The organism is Shewanella canadensis (assembly GCF_003966225.1).
Classification (GTDB): domain Bacteria; phylum Pseudomonadota; class Gammaproteobacteria; order Enterobacterales; family Shewanellaceae; genus Shewanella; species Shewanella canadensis.
In genome coordinates this window covers 138456-157117 of the sequence record NZ_RXNU01000007.1, presented here as the reverse complement: position 1 = coordinate 157117, position 18662 = coordinate 138456, and the positions used below count along the sequence as shown (strand labels likewise).

General features: G+C 45.6%; 19 protein-coding genes and 1 pseudogene. 7 read left to right on the top strand and 13 right to left on the bottom strand.

All coding sequences use genetic code 11. The features are described 5' to 3' along the window. Window positions 1-118: 118 nt before the first annotated feature. Window positions 119-967: a mechanosensitive ion channel family protein gene (locus EKG38_RS14720; protein ID WP_126520988.1), complete on the top strand. Its 849-nt coding sequence runs from the start codon at window positions 119-121 to the stop codon at window positions 965-967. 89 nt (window positions 968-1056) lie between these two features. On the opposite strand, the gene EKG38_RS14715 is transcribed toward EKG38_RS14720, so the two are convergent. Continuing rightward, complete coding sequence (locus EKG38_RS14715) at window positions 1057-2682, bottom strand: AbgT family transporter (RefSeq protein ID WP_126520987.1); 1626 nt, start codon at window positions 2680-2682, stop codon at window positions 1057-1059. Between the two features lie 1047 nt (window positions 2683-3729). Here EKG38_RS14715 and EKG38_RS14710 point away from each other — a divergent pair. From EKG38_RS14710 to EKG38_RS14700, 3 genes are read left to right on the top strand one after another with little or no spacing between them, the layout of a single operon-like run. Further along, the gene (locus tag EKG38_RS14710; RefSeq protein WP_126520986.1) at window positions 3730-4299 is read left to right on the top strand and encodes a LemA family protein; all 570 of its coding nucleotides are present in this window, start codon (window positions 3730-3732) and stop codon (window positions 4297-4299) included. 57 nt (window positions 4300-4356) lie between these two features. Further along, on the top strand, window positions 4357-5367 hold the full coding sequence (locus EKG38_RS14705) for a DUF3137 domain-containing protein (RefSeq protein WP_126520985.1): 1011 nt from the start codon (window positions 4357-4359) through the stop codon (window positions 5365-5367). Further along, window positions 5367-6119, top strand: a complete 753-nt coding sequence (locus tag EKG38_RS14700) for a lytic transglycosylase domain-containing protein (protein WP_246033178.1) — start codon at window positions 5367-5369, stop codon at window positions 6117-6119. The genes EKG38_RS14705 and EKG38_RS14700 overlap by 1 nt, the downstream gene beginning before the upstream one ends. A 174-nt stretch (window positions 6120-6293) precedes the next feature. On the opposite strand, the gene EKG38_RS14695 is transcribed toward EKG38_RS14700, so the two are convergent. Further along, window positions 6294-7697 carry an MATE family efflux transporter gene (locus EKG38_RS14695; RefSeq protein WP_126520984.1) on the bottom strand — a complete coding sequence of 468 codons (1404 nt, stop codon included), beginning with the start codon at window positions 7695-7697 and terminating at the stop codon, window positions 6294-6296. A 140-nt stretch (window positions 7698-7837) separates the two neighbouring features. Between EKG38_RS14695 and EKG38_RS14690 the strand changes: the two genes are divergently transcribed. Then, complete coding sequence (locus EKG38_RS14690) at window positions 7838-8728, top strand: LysR family transcriptional regulator (RefSeq protein ID WP_126520983.1); 891 nt, start codon at window positions 7838-7840, stop codon at window positions 8726-8728. Between the two features lie 88 nt (window positions 8729-8816). Next, a complete protein-coding gene (locus EKG38_RS14685; RefSeq protein WP_126520982.1) occupies window positions 8817-9188 on the top strand; it encodes a nuclear transport factor 2 family protein in 372 nt (123 codons plus the stop codon). A gap of 119 nt (window positions 9189-9307) precedes the next feature. Here EKG38_RS14685 and EKG38_RS14680 read toward each other — a convergent pair. The 4 genes and pseudogenes from EKG38_RS14680 to EKG38_RS14665 form a co-directional block, all read right to left on the bottom strand. Then, window positions 9308-9499 (bottom strand): annotated as a pseudogene (locus EKG38_RS14680) (RidA family protein); the annotation flags it as partial. Window positions 9500-9683: 184 nt separating this feature from the next. Next, window positions 9684-10148: an aspartate carbamoyltransferase regulatory subunit gene (gene pyrI, locus EKG38_RS14675; RefSeq protein ID WP_126520981.1), complete on the bottom strand. Its 465-nt coding sequence runs from the start codon at window positions 10146-10148 to the stop codon at window positions 9684-9686. Beyond that, a complete protein-coding gene (gene pyrB, locus EKG38_RS14670) occupies window positions 10141-11094 on the bottom strand; it encodes an aspartate carbamoyltransferase (RefSeq protein ID WP_126520980.1) in 954 nt (317 codons plus the stop codon). Before pyrB ends, pyrI begins: the two co-directional genes overlap by 8 nt. A 388-nt stretch (window positions 11095-11482) precedes the next feature. Then, complete coding sequence (locus tag EKG38_RS14665; protein ID WP_126520979.1) at window positions 11483-12325, bottom strand: 23S rRNA (adenine(2030)-N(6))-methyltransferase RlmJ; 843 nt, start codon at window positions 12323-12325, stop codon at window positions 11483-11485. Window positions 12326-12520: 195 nt separating this feature from the next. Between EKG38_RS14665 and EKG38_RS14660 the strand changes: the two genes are divergently transcribed. Further along, window positions 12521-13297, top strand: coding sequence for a class I SAM-dependent methyltransferase (locus tag EKG38_RS14660; protein ID WP_126520978.1), 777 nt, complete (start codon window positions 12521-12523; stop codon window positions 13295-13297). 3 nt (window positions 13298-13300) lie between these two features. Here the strand turns inward: EKG38_RS14660 and EKG38_RS14655 are convergent, their stop codons facing one another. The 7 genes from EKG38_RS14655 to EKG38_RS14630 all read right to left on the bottom strand — a co-directional run bounded on the left by EKG38_RS14655 (window position 13301) and on the right by EKG38_RS14630 (window position 18601). Next, the gene (locus EKG38_RS14655; protein WP_246033172.1) at window positions 13301-13690 is read right to left on the bottom strand and encodes a VanZ family protein; all 390 of its coding nucleotides are present in this window, start codon (window positions 13688-13690) and stop codon (window positions 13301-13303) included. A 94-nt stretch (window positions 13691-13784) separates the two neighbouring features. Then, a complete protein-coding gene (locus tag EKG38_RS25410) occupies window positions 13785-14261 on the bottom strand; it encodes an AraC family transcriptional regulator (RefSeq protein ID WP_342775851.1) in 477 nt (158 codons plus the stop codon). A 114-nt stretch (window positions 14262-14375) separates the two neighbouring features. Further along, window positions 14376-14708 (bottom strand): helix-turn-helix domain-containing protein, encoded by a 333-nt coding sequence (locus tag EKG38_RS25405; RefSeq protein ID WP_342775850.1) that lies wholly within the window; start codon window positions 14706-14708, stop codon window positions 14376-14378. Window positions 14709-14891: 183 nt separating this feature from the next. Beyond that, window positions 14892-15743, bottom strand: a complete 852-nt coding sequence (locus EKG38_RS14645; RefSeq protein WP_126520977.1) for a hypothetical protein — start codon at window positions 15741-15743, stop codon at window positions 14892-14894. Between the two features lie 192 nt (window positions 15744-15935). Beyond that, window positions 15936-17246, bottom strand: coding sequence for a two-component system sensor histidine kinase EnvZ (gene envZ / locus EKG38_RS14640; protein ID WP_126520976.1), 1311 nt, complete (start codon window positions 17244-17246; stop codon window positions 15936-15938). A 60-nt stretch (window positions 17247-17306) separates the two neighbouring features. Beyond that, window positions 17307-18032, bottom strand: coding sequence for an osmolarity response regulator transcription factor OmpR (gene ompR, locus EKG38_RS14635; protein WP_012004307.1), 726 nt, complete (start codon window positions 18030-18032; stop codon window positions 17307-17309). 350 nt (window positions 18033-18382) lie between these two features. Beyond that, complete coding sequence (locus tag EKG38_RS14630; RefSeq protein WP_126520975.1) at window positions 18383-18601, bottom strand: TrmO family methyltransferase domain-containing protein; 219 nt, start codon at window positions 18599-18601, stop codon at window positions 18383-18385. Between the last annotated feature and the right edge of the window lie 61 nt (window positions 18602-18662).

Sequence of the window (18662 nt, the reverse complement as noted above, 5' to 3'; positions counted from 1 at the left end):
TTTTTAGCTACGATAACCTTAGAGTTGCTTTATCATCTGCAATAGCGCTTAAATCATTAATTTACTATGGTTTACTCGTCTGAATTGCACCGGTTTTTTTAGTGTTAAAGAGGGTTTTGTGGATAAACTTACCATTGCAGTTGATTTCTTACTAACTCATAAGCTTTTATTGACCGTCCTGGTGATTGTCTGCATCTCACTGATTAAACGTTTTGTCATCTCGAAAATTCGTGGGGATATCCCATTTTTAACTGAGGTGCAGCGCAAGTGGATGTCGCGTACCAAAAACGGTACTTTTATCTTAATCATTGTCATTCTATTTATGCTTTGGCAGACAGAGATAAATAGATTTGCACTGTCAGTTACCGCCATTGCTATCGCGATAGTGGTTGCTTCAAAAGAGATAATATTGTGTTTTACTGGCTCAATTCAGCGTGCGAGCTCACGCTCATTTGTCATCGGTGATTGGATTGAAGTTGGTAAATTATGTGGTGAGGTCATTGAACATAATTTAATGGCGACTGTGATCCAGGAGATAGACCTTCACCACGGTCAATACCACTACACGGGTAAAACGGCAACGTTACCTAACAGCATGTTCTTCAGCTATGCGGTCAAGAACCTTAATTTTATGAAGCGCTATGTCTACCATAACTTTCATATTACCGTGATTGAGTTCGTGAATTTATATCCTCTTTTTCCTGAACTACGCGAACAAATTGAAGCGCATTGCGAAGACTTTCATGAAGTGGCAACACGCTATAATAGTATTATTGAAAAACATGCCGGTGTTGACCTACCTGGCTCAGAGCCGCATATCCATATCAATAGCGGTCCCACTGGCGAGCAAAATATTCATATTATGATTTTTTGCCCCACAGAGCGCGCAGCTCACCTGGAGCAACTTATTCGCGAAGATTTTATGATTGCTTACCATGAAGCTTTTGGTAAAGAAGCTCTACAGTAGACGTTTACACTCGTTAAAATGTGGTTTGAAAATATATAAAGGCGCAGCACAGGGTAGCCCCAATTGCTGCGCCATATTTTTATCTCTATTTACGGCGTGTAATAGGTCTCTGCTCCAGGTCCTACCGGCAGACCCAGAACGAATACCCAGATGAAGAAGAAACAGGTCCAACCGATGAAGAAGACGATGGAGTAAGGCAGCATGGTTGCGATCAGTGTACCTATGCCGAGATTCTTCTTATATTGAGAAGCAACTGCAAGGATCAACCCGAAGTAGCTCATCATAGGGGTGATAAGGTTTGTGACCGAATCCCCTATTCGATAAGCGGCCTGAATGGTCTCCGGCGCATAGCCAACCAACATCAGCATGGGTACGAAAATCGGAGCCGTAACGGCCCATTGCGCCGAGGCACTACCCAGCATCAGGTTGATAAAGCCACACATCATGATAAACAGCACGAATACCAGTGGGCCCGTTAAACCGATAGCACTCAGGGCGTCGGCGCCTGATACGGCGAGCACCGCGCCTAAATTAGTCCATTTGAAGAAGGCGACGAACTGAGAAGCGAAGAATACCAGCACAATATACATGCCCATCGAGCTCATGCTGTAAGACATGGCATCGATGACATCTTTATCTCGCTTCATGGTGCCGACGACCTTACCGTAGACCAGACCCGGAATAGCGAAGCAGATAAAGATAAATGCGACGATCCCCTTCAGGAATGGCGAGCCAGCCACTAAGCCGGTTTCCGGATTTCTTAGTGGCGCATTTTCGGGAACAACCGTTAATGCCAATAATAACGATAGCACCAGAATGGCGATACCTGCGGCTTTCAGGCCCTGTTTCTCATCACTGGTGACGCGGTCCATCTTTTGGTGTGACAGGTCGACATTTGCTTCGCTGGCATCGTATTTTCCTAGCTTAGGCTCGACGATCTTCTCTGTCACTATGGCGCCTAAAGTGGTGATCAGGAAAGTGGAGACGAACATGAAGTACCAGTTAACCTCGGGTCCTACCGTATATTCAGGGTCGATCATCTGCGCCGCGGCTTCGGTGATCCCCGAAAGCAGTGGATCTACGGTACCCAATAGTAGGTTGGCACTATAGCCACCCGATACACCAGCGAATGCGGCTGCAAGGCCTGCGAGGGGGTGACGACCAAGGGAGTGGAATATCATTGCCGCCATAGGAATTAATACCACATAACCTAGCTCTGCCGCCGTGTTCGATACTATGCCGGCGAAAACTATGGTCAGGGTTACCAGTCGCTTAGATGTACCCATCACCAGTAAGCGCATCGCAGCCGATAACATGCCTGAACGCTCGGCTATACCGACACCGAGCAGGGCAACCAGCACTGTCCCCAGCGGTGTAAACCCGGTGAAGTTGGTGACCAGATTTGAGACTATCATTCTCAAACCTTCGGCGTTCATCAGGCTGACTACATGGATCAGGCCGTCTTCACCTCGCCCCGAAGATCCAACCGGACGTGGATCGATAACGGTTAACTCAAAATAACCTGCAACACCACTGATGGCGATAACGGCCAAACAGAACATGGCGAAAAGCGTAATAGGGTGTGGCAGCAAGTTTCCTAAGCGTTCGACAATATTTAGAAAACGAACAAAAGCCCCACTGTGTGGTTCAGGTGTCCCTGACGCCCCAGATGAATCGAGAGGCAGTTCTATGCTCTCATCTTTATTTATACCCATATCCTTCCCTTCAATATTTAGTCTCTGCGGACCTTTTGAACGCCAACTTTGATTGCGGCTTTATACCAATCGGTATTATTGGTTTTCGGACTCGGTATTTCCGAGTAGACCTGCCATAGTGTCTTAGTTGGTTTAACTGAATATTAAATTTGTAAAAGAAATGAGGTGTTACAAGACTCGAGTGAGGAGGGAGTAGATCAAGGGGAGGGTTTAAACATTAACCGAAATTCAGGCAAAAAAAGACCCCATAAAAGTGGGGCCAAAGGGATAGGGTTGCGCTAGCAATTACATCGAGTCAATCAGTTGGGGTTGGTTGTCATCATGTTTGCTTGTGACCAATATAGCTCATATTGACTGTATGAAAACTGAATGGAAAGACTCTGTTTTTCCTCGAATTACAGGCAAAAAAATAGGCTCAAACTAGAGCCTAAAAAGGATGTATAACTATAACGTAATGAGATGATGTAACAGGACTTCATGTGAGTCATTGTGCCTGAACTTGTCTGTATGGAACCTGAACAGGTTGCTTGAATTTTGTGCTTTATTAGCATGGGGCTTGTTTGCTCTAGCAGGGGCATGAGATGTGTTTAGCATGAATAGAGGCCTTTAAACCGGGTTATTGTAAGCATCTTGCGTAATGCATCTCTTAATGGTGATTTTTGTAGGTTAACTTAGTGATAATTCAGGAGGTGGCTTTATTATTTCTGAATGGGTGCTCATTTTTTACCACTTCACGGTTCTATCTTTTCTTGTTGATAAATAATGGTTTTTTCCAGTCTCAATATTTGTAGTTTTATTTTTGTGGCAATTATTTTGATTCCCGTCGATTTCTATCGTTAGCTGGTTGTTAGCGTATGTTTACTTTTAAATAAATGTCATAAATGGGTTAATCATTCTGAAAAAAGCGCAATTTGTACCCTTAATTCCTCGGTCGAGAACACCGATAAATCTCTGGAAATAGTGCAAAAAATAGGTGAAAGTAGAGAGTTATGGCTTTACCGATAAGCTGAGAATATTGAAGTTAAATCAGAATAATAAGGATATACGATGGAAGGGTTGCTGTTAGGTTTAGGGCTACTGCTTATTATTGCTTACCTTTGGTACGTCAGTCTGGTTAAAAAGCGTAATTCTGTTCGCGAGGCCCTATCTGGCATAGATGTACAACTGAAAAAAAGATCGAATCTGGTCCCCAATATTTTAAAAATTGCTCTGAAGTTCATGGATCATGAAAAGTCATTATTGACTGAGATCACCGAGCTGCGTGCCCAGGTAGAAAAATCTTATGACACCAGTGATGCGTCTGCTATTCAGAATCACCTGAGCAAGGCGGAGCAATTGAATGGCAAGATGGGTCAGTTGATGGTGAATGTCGAAAATTACCCCGAGCTAAAGTCCGACAACACTATGCTTCAGGCTATGCAGACCTATAACGAGGTGGAGGCGCATATCTCTGCCGCACGCCGCTTCTTCAATGCGTCGGTAACTGAGCTCAATAATGCGGTGGAGATCTTCCCCGGCTCTATCATCGCTTCTATGGCTAATATCAAGGTGATGCCTTTCTATGAAGCCGATGAAGTGTCGAAGGCGCCAGTTGACGCCTCTGATTATCTTAAATAATGTTATGCGGTACTCGGGTGCCGCAACCTATCTATCGATTATTTAGTCTAGCTTCCCATGAATATAATTAGTTTTATTTTTGGTGCGCGTATAAAACCTAAGCGCCAAACAAAGCCTCTGAACGCCGTGGGTGATGAACAGGAATCATTACAGACGCATTACGATGAACATATCGAGCCATTAACGCGCAAGTTTGAGAATCGTCGAGTGGCCTGCTTAAAGGCGCTAAGGCTGCGGATATATATGAGTATCGGTATTTTTGCAGCCGTGTTCTTTATCTGTTTCCTATTCGATTCCACACAGCGAATCGTCATATCTTGGCTCTTCTATCTGTTGCCGCTGGTTCCTCTGTTCTGGTGGTGCTCCAGGCCTATAACCCATTATCAAAGCGATGTAAAACTGCAGGTATTTCCAAAGATATTTCGATATTTTGGTGACGATTTTATCTTTAGCCCGACGCACAGCATGAGCATGACAACGCTTAAGCGTTCAAAGCTGCTACCCGGTTACGATAAGGCGCATTTTGATGATTACGTTCAAGGAACTTACCGGGGGATCGAGATAGCGATTAACGAGCTGGCGCTTACTAAGGAGGTTAGGCGAGATAAGAACAGCGAGACGAAGACGGTATTTAATGGTGTTATGGTGCAACTCAGCTGCCATAAGAAGTTTAATGGTCATACTGTGGTTGTACGTAGTCGAGGTAGCTTGATGAACTTCCTCTCTGACTCCTTTAAGCGCTTGTCCAGGGTCAAGCTTGAAGACCCCCGTTTTGAAAAACTATTTGACGTTTTTTCATCCGATCAGGTTGAGGCTCGCTATCTATTGACCGTCTCTTTTATGGAGCGATTACAGGAGTTAGCGGACTGCTTTTCCGGTCAATTTCAATGTGCTTTCTATGAGGATAAATTACTCATCATGTTAGCCAGCAGAGAAAATCGATTCGAGTTGGGTTCTATTTTCAATGGTGCCACCTTCGAGTACGAGTTTAGTCAAATTAACAGAGAGATGCGTCAACTCTTTGCTATGATTGAAGTACTGAAACTCGATGAGTATACCGGCCTGTGATGAAATCTATGCATGCCATCTGGTGTGGTGGCGTTGTTAGTTCTCTGCTTTGGTTTATGGGCGTGACCCACTGCTATGCTCAGCTCTCGATTGAGGATGGCGGCAAACCTCATTATAAAGCGAGTTACTCTAAAGAGGGGATACTAGGCAACTCAACACTTTCTGCTTCGACCTCTTCCCCACCTCCTCCTTCAAAAGACGCAGATAATCAGCTTAAGGTGTATCAATACAAGCAGGAAAATGGCGTTATGGCTTTCTCCGACCATGCTCCAGGGGCGGCTCAATATCAGGTGCTATTATATGACTGTTATGCATGTCAACCCGACTCAAATCTGGACTGGAAAAAAATGCCGCTTTTTCCCAGAGACTATGATGAGCTAATCAATCACGCCGCCAATAACCATGACCTTGAACCTGCGCTTATTCGGGCGGTTATTCACGCAGAGTCGGCATTTAATGTATTTGCCCTGTCTCGAACCGGAGCCATGGGGTTGATGCAGCTTATGCCCGAAACGGCGAAAGAGCTGGGGGTTAAAAATGCCTTCAAGCCGGAGCAAAATATCGATGGGGGGGCAAAATATTTAGCCCAGATGCTCCAGCGCTTCGATGGTGATATCGATTTAGCCTGCGCCGCCTACAATGCGGGCCCAACCAATGTCACCCAGTATAAGGGGATCCCCCCTTACCCAGAGACTCAAGCCTACGTAAAGCGCGTGAAGATCTTGCTCGAACGCTACCGTAAACCAGGGTAACCCCTTCGCTTGTTAAACATCCATGGGGATCCCTCTCCATTATCTTCAGAGACTCAAGCCTACGTAAAGCGCGTGAAGATCTTGCTCGAACGATACCGTAAACCGGGATAACGGATTTTTATCACTTCACTGCTGACACACCACACCTGTCTTTATCCACCATAAGTGCAGTGCTTAAGCTGTCGCAAGGTTTGGTTCCTGCTTATGTGTTGCCGCATTCATGTGATACCAGACCATAGGTGCAACGATAAAAAACATGGCCACATTGGAGAGTGGCATCGCTATCCAGACACCATATATTCCCAGCCATTTCGGCAATATGTAGAGGAAAGGTAGCTGGATAAGCATATGGCCCATTGAAATAGCTAATGACTTACCACCTTGATTCACAGCCATAAAATACATGATGGCTAAGACTATGAGGCCGTCGAGAAACATAGCAAACAGGTGCAGATGAATACCGGTAACGGTTTCCTGTATCAGGATTGGATCATCAGTGTTAAATAGCCCAATCATGGTCTCGGGAAATAGGTTTAGTACGGCCACCCAGCTCAGGCCTATTGTGAGTGTGACTGTCGCCGCCAACTGAACCATCTTTTTTATATTATGGGGCTGCGCCGCCCCCAAAAAGAAACTGACCGGTGGTTGCATACCTTCTCCTATCCCTTCGGCGATGAAATAGTAGAGGACCATCAGGTATCCGACTATGGCGAAGGCCGCAACGGTTATGGATGTGCCATATTCCATAAACAGACGGTTATGCAGCGCAAAGACAAAGCTGGTGTAGATATACATGACAAAACTCGATGACCCCAGTAACAGAATTTTTCCTGCGAGCCGTGCGTTGAAGCTCGGGCGGTATGTCGATAATTTGAGTTGTGTTCTACTCGAGAGGAAATAGGCGAAACCGCCCACACATACAGACAGTTGTGCACACACGGTAGCGAGTGCAGCCCCCTTAAGTCCCATGTCAAACTGAACTATGAGTAGGTAGTCCAACATGATATTAATGCATGCTCCGGTGACCATCAGCGCTGTCGCGATGTTCGGGCTCTCATCGTTACGAACTAATATGGGTAAAGCCGAGGCCAGAATCGTAATCACTGCCGTCCACACGAAAGGGGAGAGATAGTGTTGTGCCAATACGAGGGCTTGACCCTCTGCGCCCTGAGCAAGCAGTAGGTGGGTGCCGTTTAATAAGAGCAAATACGAGAAGATAAGCCCAAAGCCGATGGCTAAGCCCAAAGCCGTGTATAGCGTTTTGGCGACTTGTGTATGAGCTCTTACCGCCTCTTTTGAGTCTTGTTGGCTTGTCGTGCTTCTCCCGCGACTGACAGAATTCAGGCTGCCTGCACCCATCCCTATCATTAAGCCTACCCCGGCAATCACATAGATGATGGGCCAGGCCACATTGATACCCGCTAAGCCCTGATAACCCAGGTAGTGCCCGATAAACATACCATCGATGATTTGGTATAGGCCATTGACTAACATCGCCGCGATCGAAGGGATAGCGTAACGCCAAAAGGCGCGCTGTATTGAACGATCGGAGGTTATATCCTGAATGTTGGCTTGCATAATCTTTTTTCTGGTACTTATTTTCTGGTACTTAGTGGAGGCCCATAGGATACTCTCAATAAGCGGATTGATGAAAGTTGGTTTCTATCCGGATTTCGGATGGTTGGTTGAGATGATTAGAGTGTGTTGATGGAGAGGTTATGAATTGGACTCTGGCTCAGTTAGAGGCGTTTGTTTTGTCGGTTAAGTGTGGATCATTTTCTGCGGCAGCACGAAAACTAGGCCGTGCGCAGTCAAGGGTGAGTACCGCTATCGCGAACCTGGAGGCCGATCTCGGTTTCGAGTTATTCGACAGAACGGCAAAGTTGCCAGTCTTAACTCAGCACGGGGAAGATATGTATGTAGAGGCTCAGGCCGTACTCGAACAGTGTCAGCGGTTGCAGTCGAGAGCCCTGACGGTGACGAGCGGGGAGGAGATAGCGTTAACCATTGCTATGGATGAAGCCGTGCCTATCAATGCGTTCGAATCTCTGATTGAGCGAGTCGCTCAACGATTTCCTCTACTCAAGCTCACCATAATAAATGGTTCTCAGGATGATATCGCTCAATGGGTCGATGAGGGAAAGGCGGACATGGGGATACTGTTTTATGTTAAGTCTTTTTCAGACTCGTTAGAGTTTATGTCCATCGGTCAGTTTTACCACTCATTGATCGTATCACCTAAGCATCCGTTATCTAAGATTGAGTCACCGACTATCGATGAACTCAACCAGTATCGTCAGCTTGTTATCCGCGATCGCGTCGGGAAAAGTCAGGCTAAAGCCTTGTCGGCAAATCATTGGTATATCGATAGCTATTATTACATCACGGCCTTGGTTATCAGGGGGCTCGGTTGGGCACTGGTGCCCGATCACCTGGCTAATTCGGAGTGGTACACCAATGAGGTGATTGAGCTGTCGACAGAGAATATTCCCGATCCCCTGCTTGTTGAGATGGGGGTGGTGAACCGACGGGACAGAGCCTACGGTCCTGTGATGGAGTGGATATTCCTGGAAATTGAATCTATGTTTAAGAATCGACTCATTACCTAATTTTTTATGCTAAGTTATTATTAAGGCAGTAATTGTCTATTGTTGTTTTCGCGCATCGATGCAGTAGGTCTTGCAGGGAGGATAGTGTATGCACACCAGTTTAAAGAAAAAACTTGTTGAGCTGGAGCTCTATCTTCTTAAGGCAGATGTGAGGGTATCGGTTCAGGATCTCGATCAGCTTATCCATGACGATTTTCTCGAGTTTGGCGGCTCGGGAATAAGCTTCGGCAAGAAAGAGGTGTTAAAGCAGCTCCCCCGGGAGAAGTGCCCCGAATTTTCAGCTACGGCATTCGAATTGAGACATCTTTCTTGCGATGTTGCTCAGCTTGTCTATAAGGCAACGATGAAAAAACCCGGTGAGTTTATTACCCGTTACTCCTTACGTAGCTCGCTATGGAGAAAAAGCCAAGGGCGCTGGCAGATGATCTTTCATCAGGGGACACCATGCGAACCATTTTGAGCTATTTAGGAATTCGTTCAATCCGCTCGGTTTTAATAAGCAGGAATGGACATCCAAAAGATCAAAGCGTATCTAGATTTTATGGATGTCCCGACTTAATGCATGTAAATAAATACCTGTTATTTCGCAGGAGGTGTACCTTCAGCGTTAGAAAGAATGGCATCAATTTGTACCAAAGCATCCATAGGCATAGCCGAAACGCCAACGACTGTTCTTGCAGGAAGATCGCCTTTGAAGAATCTTGTGTAAACATCGTTTACAGCATCAAGATCTGAGATATTTTTAAGTTGGATATTGATTTTAACTATATCGACACGCTTTTTGAGCGGCACAGTATTTTATAGCGACTCGCTACTCAAACGGCCTTGCTCATTACCGTTTTAGGCCGCAGGTTTAAACTGGCTGTAGTAAAAACCTCAGCAAGTGCTGAGGTTTTTATGGATTGTGAGCCTAGGAATTTTTTGGGGGCGAACTAAACTATCCCCGTGAGCCGTATCAAGGGTGCTCGGTGACGATCTCCCTAGAGAACACCTTCTCACAGTATTTGCACTTGAGCTGGATATCATCCCTCTTGGTGAGCACCCTGAAGTTACTGTCCACGGGTTCGTTGTGGGTGATACAGTTGCTGTTCGGACACCTGAAAATGGCATGGATCTGATCGGGCAACTTGAGATTGAGCTTTTTGGCTACTTCGTAGTTTTCAATCTGGTTGACCGTGGCATTCGGCGCATAGAGGGCCAGTTGGTTCGCCTGATCCTCGTTGATAAAGACATTTTCAACCTTGATAATATCCTTGCAGCCCAAGGCCGATGAGGGCAGATTGAACCCTATGGTCACGCGCTGGTTAACGAGTTGGATATTGAACAACTTCAGTAGTTTGAGCCCTATATTGGCCGGAATGTGGTCGATTACCGTGCCATTGTTAATGGCTTCAACCTGCATTTTCATCGATTTAGACATTGTTTGTGTCTCCTGCTGATAGCTGTTCATTTAGTACCAGTGCGAGTAAGGCTTCCCTGGCGTAGACGCCATTTTCTGCCTGCTGAAAATAATAGGCATGCTTAGTCTTGTCTACATCGACGGTAATCTCATCGATACGGGGCAGGGGATGAAGAATTTTCAGGTTCTCACGTGCCTCGGTAAGCATGGTGGCACTGAGGATATAGGCTGCCTTCATATGGACATACTCAGATTCATCCAGTCGCTCTTTCTGTACCCGGGTCATATACAGCACATCCAAACTTGGGATCACGTCTTCCATGCTGGTGTGCAAGCTGTAGCTTATTCCGGCTTCATCCAATTCCTCACAGATATAATCCGGCATGGCCAGAATTTCCGGCGAAATGAAATAGAAGCAAACATTGTCAAACTTGGATAGGGCTTGGGTTAGCGAGTGGACGGTACGGCCATATTTGAGGTCGCCGACAAAGGCGATATTAATATCATCCAGTCGCCCCTGAGTCTCGAAGATGCTGAATAGATCCAGCAGGGTCTGTGTCGGGTGCTGATTGGCACCGTCACCGCCATTGATGATGGGCACGCCATTGGAGAACTCCGAGGCCAGACGAGCTGCACCTTCCTGGGGGTGACGCATTACGAAGGCATCAACATAGGAGGAGATGACTTGTACCGAGTCCGATAGGGTCTCGCCTTTCTTTACCAGGGAGGTGTTGCCGCCATTATCGAAGCCGACAACCGTGCCGCCCAGACGCTGGACTGCGGTTTCGAAAGACAATCGGGTACGGGTCGAGGGTTCGAAGAAACAGCTGGCGATAACCTTATTCTTCAACAGCTGAGGGTTTGGAGTTGCCTTAAGCACACCGGCTGTCGCCACTATTGATTCAAGCTGGCTGCGGTCTAATTCCGGAATGGAAATAATGTGCTTTTTATATAATGAATTTACCATGGCCTTTCTTCCCTTTTTATTTTTATCTCAATGCAAAGTGCCTGTCTTCTAAAAAGCAGTCTTCTAAAAAACAGACAAAAAAAAGCCCCTTTTAAAAAAGAGGCTTTCTTATAAATGACCAGAATAGAATTGAGCGGAACCGACTTTCGACGGTTTTGGGTTAAGGGTTGCTTAACTTGGCGGCTCATTTCAAATCCCAATCAGATAAATTGCCGGGCATTCTACGCACATTTTTTGTGCAGATCAAATAAATCTTGCGGATAAATTCACTATGCCACTACATAAAAAGCATAGGATAGTAGTGGTCAATTGATCTTACCTTCATTCAAACACGTATTGGCGAAATACAACTGATATAAACAACAAACTCACTACTTAAATAAGATGTCTACTCACTGACTTCCAAGATAATCTTAGTTTCACCGCCACCTTGATTCAGTAGTGGCGAGAGGTAATCTAATATCTCTTTTGCCGACTCATCGAGTTTCCAGGGAGGGTTGATGATCCATAAGCCCGCAGCCGTCATACCAAACTCATCGCTGTCAGCCTTGACAGCTTGTTCGATACGCAGTTGATTCTTAATGCCACTCTGGGCAAGAATTTTCAACATACCTTCGGTTTGAGCACGATTCACGACCGGATACCAGAGCATATATACACCGGTTGCGAACTTTTTATGGGCCTTTATGATCGCGTTAGGCACATCTTGGTAATCAGTTTTCATCTCATAACTTGGATCGACTAAGATAACGCCGCGTCGTTCACGGGGAGGAACCGCTGCGATTAACCCTTTTAAGCCATCGTCTTTGACAATGCGAATATACCTGTCACCAGCAAACTGCTCTTCAAGCTGGGCGTGATCGGCGCCATGAAGTTCATGCAATACCATGCGCTCTTTTTCATAGCTGTTCATGTCTACAAAGGCTGGAGAGCCTGGGTAGAAAGAGAGCTCAGGCTTACCTTGGTTGAAGTGAGTGACATCAGCAATATACTCAGCTAGTGGTTCAGGCAGATCCTCTTTCCCCCATAGCTTAGCAACCCCGTCTAAATATTCACCGGTTTTTTGAGCGAATTCATCGCTCAGAGCATAACCGCCGGCGCCAGCATGGGTATCGATATAGACAAAAGGGGTTGGCTTCTTATGCATTAGTTTAAGTACCTGTAATAAAACAGAGTGCTTTAATACATCGGCATAATTTCCGGCATGGTAGCCGTGGCGATAACTCAGCATGATGATTCCTAAGGGTTTCGGCATAGCGTTAAGCTGGATATCGTTTATGGATAACTGAACTTGGCTTTGCGAGGTTAATTTGGGTATGGCAAAAATTGCCTGATGCAACGGATTATAACTCAAACTCCTTAAAATATATCTCCCAGACGGAGCTTTTGGCATAATAGACGCATAATCACGCCACATCGAGTTACAGTGACCGAACTTAAGCAATCAATACAGCCGATAGGCATCTTCTTTAATGCTCAATACCCTTCATTAGAGGCTATCTGCCAAAGATGGGGACTTGTCTTTGATAAGGAAGCTGCATTCGAGCTGATATTCGAAAATAATTGCCTTGTTTTGAATAAGCGTGATGAACCAAAACTGAAAGGTATCTGTGTGGATTTTGTCTCCGGTGCCGTGGCGCATCGTCGCAAATTTGGTGGTGGACGAGGGCAATCGATAGCCAAAGCGGTAGGTCTTAAGCAAGGGGTGAACCCAAGCGTCGTCGATGGTACCGCTGGCCTCGGTCGTGATGCCTTCGTGCTGGCCAGTCTTGGCTGCAATGTGACTATGATAGAGAGAAACCCTGTGGTTGCCGCTCTGCTTGAAGATGGTTTGCGCCGCGCCTATGAAAGTGAAGAGATCGGCGATTGGATGCGTGAGCGCATGAGGCTGGTACATGGCTCTAGCCTTGAGTCTGTTGCCGAGCTTGGCGAAGAGGTAGATGTGGTGTACTTAGACCCCATGTATCCGCATAAATCAAAATCCGCACTCGTGAAAAAAGAGATGCGGGTATTCCAGTCACTGGTTGGTGCCGATCTCGATGCTGATGGCTTGCTCGCTCCCGCCATGGCATTAGCCACTAAGCGAGTGGTGGTTAAGCGACCTGACTATGCGGAAGACCTGGATGGCGTAAAACCTTCTATGGTCATCGCGACCAAGAAAAATCGTTTCGATGTCTATGTTAAGGCTGCTATGAAAGCCTAACGCCTATCCCTTCATCGGCTTTTTACTGCTGAGAAAACTGAAATAGGTAAAGCTGAGGATCCCCAGGGCATCGGCGGTGAGATCCATCAGATCAAATGTCCTGTTGGGGATGAATTTTTGGCTAATCTCCTCCGTAAGAACAAAAATAGTAACGACCGCGGTACCATAGTAAATACGGAATCGGCCTACTGGAAATGACTTACAGTGAGAGGCGAGGTTAATTAAAAGAGTCAGTATACCAAAAAGGCAAAAGTGCCCCAGCTTGTCTCCATAGGGAAGCACTCTTATCAGATTGAAGAACACACTACTGCCGCCGGTATTTGCCAGATAGGTCATCCACAAAATAAAGGAAGAAAAGGCTAGCACCAAACCAATAGTCAATTTATTCATCATGTTACTAAGCCTTTTGTTCTGTTATCTCCCTAAGCCGCATTATGACAAGTGATCGACTCAAGTACAGTTAATGAAAGTTAACCATACTTCCCGCTCAGATGAGTGGCAGGTAAATATCTGTAATTAACTCATGTTCGGCTACCTCGGGAAAGAAGTTAATGTAATGAAAGAAGCAGGGGAAGTCTCTTAATGACTCGCCGCTCCGTGGTAACCACTGACCGTAGAGATAGTGTACCTTAGCCCCCAAATGGTCGTGTGAACCCTGATGACGAATGACGGCACAGCGTCCTTCGGGTATGGTCTTATTGATGATCCCTGAGTCATTATCCGGTACCTCCTGCAATACCGACCCACAGATATCAAACCTAAACTCCTCGGCTGGGACCGACTTAGGATCCTCATAGATTATTCCAAAAGTTTGGCTCTTAGTTACAGGTGATAAGCCTGTGTTCTTACGCCACGCGATAAACTTACCTGCGGATTCATTTACCAGTTCAGGTGCTCCTCTGTGCTCATAGACCGCAATTTTTGTCTCTGCAAAAGTGGCAATTTCAACCTGCTGCTTATCCATCTTTTGTACTCCGAATTGATACTTCTCATTCCATTCCAACCACTTTGGCTGGAGGCGAAATTCAGTGGGAGATTGATCGAATGCCTTTTTAAATGCCCGGGAAAAAGATTCGGGCTAATCAAATTTAGCATCTAAAGCGATATCAATAATTTTGGTGTCACGGTTAAAATAGAGCTGGTAGGAAGCTCTTTTTAAACGTAAAAGCTGGATGTATCTGGATATACTAATACCAAAAAAATCTGAAAACTGACGATGAAAATGAAACTTAGAAAACCCTGCGAATTGACTCAGATGTTCGACGGTCAAACTTTCATCTAAATTTGCATAGATATAATCACAAACCCGGTTCATGGTTATGTCGTAATCCTCTGTCTTAGCATCTGTTGCCATATACTTCCTGAGCCTCTCGTCTTTAACTGCCATCAATTGGATATCGCTATCTTTCATATCCCCTCCTGAATATTTAGCCAGTATCCAAGTTATGAAAGAGGCTTTCCTGACAGGAATTGCTAACTTGTCGAATAACCAATCAATGGGGGGGATTCTTGGCGCTCTATGTTTGGATTATTTATCACCGAATAAAGCAAAGGAGCCTTATGGCTCCTTTTTTGTATTGGTAAGTAGTAATATTTAGAAGTAGTGTACGTATTCAGCATGCACTCGGTAGAGGATATCATCGAACCCAATCAAGTCTTGTTCAGAGTCACGGTGAATATATTCAGTTGCGAAGTGCAGCAGGTTATTTTTATTGGCTAGAGGAATAACGACACCAAAATTAACCTTGTTGAAGGTATAGGACTTATTATCTTCATATTTCCACAGGCCGTCATAACGGCTGTAGTTTAGTGATATCTGAACTCCAGTGTGGCTGAAGGTATAGCTGTTATTTAGTTCAAAGTAGTAACCAAAACCACGACGGTTAAGCTCTTCCTCGCTAATTCCCTGTGACTCTCTCGGCCAGTCATCATCTTTCTCCTCTTCGCTAAAGGCTAACCCTAAGGTGACCCCTAAGTCGTAATGATGGGTGTCACCAAACCGCCTGTTGAGTGCTAAACCTCCGACGGCAAGCTGCTCAAATTCCTCGAGTTGTTGACTGTTGTAATGGCCCGCGTAATGACCGATAACGCTGAGGGTATAATCATCATCGTTATTGATACTCATAAAAGGGCGCTGGTAATGGAGCTTAAAATCCATCGAGTCACGATATCTGTCTTCGTCGTATTTCTCGGAATCTTTTTCGTAATAGTAGGTGCCGCGTGCCCGGAAATAATTTTTATTAAGTTTGTAAGTTTGATCGTATCTAAGGTCGTCCCAAATGAGTGAGATGCCTGCACCTTTCGATAAAGAGCTGCCAGGAGAGTCTTCATAGGCTTCCATACCCGAAATAATAGACATGGCCAGTGGAGAGCTGACCTCTTCAGCATTCATGTGGAATGACAGCCCTAAGGCCGCAATGGTCGCGCCGAGAGTTAATTTATTCATCGTTTTCCCTGATGCTATTTGTTACTCACCAAATCTAAGTGAGTCATTTAATGAGCAATATTTTAACACGTTAAATCAGAAATGATCTGGCGAAAATTACCAATTTTTTGCTTTTGACTGTCTTCGCTAGAGTGATAGCTTTACTGAAAGTCGATGATGCACGACTCAAAAGCATGACGACAGATACTCTGTCTACTCCATGGGTAGCCAAACCTGGGCGCGTAGGCCGCCTTCGGCTCGATTTGTCAGTACCACTTCTCCCTGATGGCGATCGGTAATTCGTTTGATTATGGCAAGCCCCAAGCCGGATCCCACGCTGCCTCTTGCTGTGTCACCCTGGGTAAAAGGCTGAAATAGTTTGGGGATTTGATCTTCCGGAATACCGGGGCCATTGTCTTCGACACTGAAACCCACCCGTTTTCCATCGAAATGAGAGCTCAGTTTTACCCAGCCTCTACCATATCGAAATGCATTTTCGACCAGGTTGCTGAGTATCCGCTTGATGGCGATGCTCTGCATGGGGATCTCGGGGCATGGATTGAGTTCGACTTCAATTTTTGCCTCTCGGTTCGATTCGGCCTGCACCACATCTTCTATCAAGTCGTTAAGCTGTCCCTGTTCTCGGGTACTTTCCTGATCTTGGCGGATATAGGAAATAAACTGATTGATGATGGCATCCATATCTTCGATATCGTGCACTATGCCGTCTTTGAGGTACTCATCTTCTTCAACCATCATCTCAGAGGCCAGACGGATACGGGTCAGTGGCGTGCGAAGATCATGGGATATCCCAGCCATCAACAGGGCCCTGTCTTGCTCGAGCTGTTTCATGCTATGTGACATCTGATTGAAGGCGTTGGTTACTTCGACAATTTCGGTAGAACCACTGAGAGGCAAGGGTTCTGGATAGTCGCCCATCGAGACCGATATTGCCGCTTTCTGAAGCTTTTTGAGGGGTCTGTTTTGTTGTCTGGCAAACCACCATCCGCCAGCGACACTCAATGCTCCAATCACCATAAGATAAAGGGTGAGTGGGGACAGGTCTGACTCGTTGAAACCGGTTAAGGGGACCTTTATCCAGATTGAGGGAGCTTGAGGAGGGCGGATCCAGATCTCAAAATCATCTCCCTGAGCTATCTTAACTTCGGCTTTTCCTCCTAAGTGCTCAGACATCTGTGATGATAAGAAGCCATAATATACGGCCTGATCGATACCCGCTTCCCGTGCTTGCTTCTGGTTGTATATCTCCATGCCATCGTCACGCACCTTGGCATTCAGGGCATCGACCATGGTCAAGTGCTCGCGGCCGATATCGACACCATCGACGAAAAGTAACTTTACCTGACGCGCTATCAACTGATTGATCTGTTGATAGGTTGGCTGGATAAAATAGGTGGCCACTGAAAGATATGACACTAGCTGATTGATCAGCAGCAGGCAGCCAATCAGCATGACTGTCTGACTAAAAGCGCTACGGGGGAGAAACTTCTTCAGCCACTTCATTTCAGTGACAAACTCCAACTGACTCAGCTGACAAGCAAAGGTTTAAGGTGAAACCTTGGCTCATCGTCGGGCGGCACCATCGGGTACAAACACATACCCAAGACCCCATACGGTCTGAATATATCTTGGATTTGCCGGATCTTTCTCTATCAGGCGTCGTAAACGGGAAACCTGAACATCGATAGAACGTTCGAGTGCAGAGTAGTCACGGCCGCGAGCTAAGTTCATTAACTTATCACGCGATAGCGGTTCACGGGGATGACTTACCAATACCTTTAGTACGGCAAATTCACCACTGGTAAGAGAGATAGCCTCTTCACCGTGGTACATCTCACGGGTAGCCAGGTTGAGGGCGAACTCACCAAAAGTGATCTCCTCCTCCTGTTGAGTCGGCGCCCCCGGAACATCCTGACTCTGTCTGCGCATCACGGCTTTAATTCTGGCCAGTAACTCACGAGGGTTAAATGGTTTAGGCAGGTAATCGTCGGCTCCGAGTTCAAGACCAATGATACGGTCGACCTCATCTCCTTTGGCCGTAAGCATAACAATAGGAATGGGATTACCTGTCTGACGGAGTCTTCTGCAGATAGATAAGCCATCTTCACCGGGAAGCATCAGGTCGAGTACAAGAAGGTGAAAGTTTTCACGCTCAAGGAGTCGATCCATCTGCTCAGAATTGGCTGCACTACGAACCTGATAACCTTGCTCCATAAGATAGCGCTCTAGTAAAGCTCTTAGTCTCATATCATCATCGACGACGAGAATTTTAGAGGTTTCCTGTCCCATGCTTATTATCCTTTTTGATCGGTATTCGACAATGTTCGGTATCCAACTGGCTGATATTGAATATGAATCTTTTTAATTAAGGCTAATATAGCCGTTTACTCCTGTCAAAGACCAGCCCCCATTTTTTTTACTATCACATCTCATTTACGCCGACATGAGAAAGGACAAGTTTAATCTGTTGAATTTAATCGTTATTGTGTTTGGGCCAACTCTTGATTAATGAAATTGTAACTAAATAGGATCTAAATCGTGCTCTCCTTTTTTTACATACAATGGATGGTTCGATCTTTAATCAGAAAATTTAGGTTCATCCAGAGTTGCCTAAGAGGTCATAGCGTTAACTTTATAAATTAAGCAAATTGTTTATCTGAGCGAACGGTAAGGGGATCCAGACCATTCTCATACCAACCATCTTTGGTATCTTTAATATTATCAAAAGACTGTATATAGGGTTTGATATCCAGAATCGGTGTTCCATCTAATAGGTCTATGCCCCGTACGAAGATGCGGTTTGCCTCTACCCTGTCTATTTCGACAATCGATAATCCGATGGGGGTAAATTCGACCATTGCTATCTCTTTTTCTATTCGTATGAAAATGACTGATGGAATAATGCCTGCAACTACACTG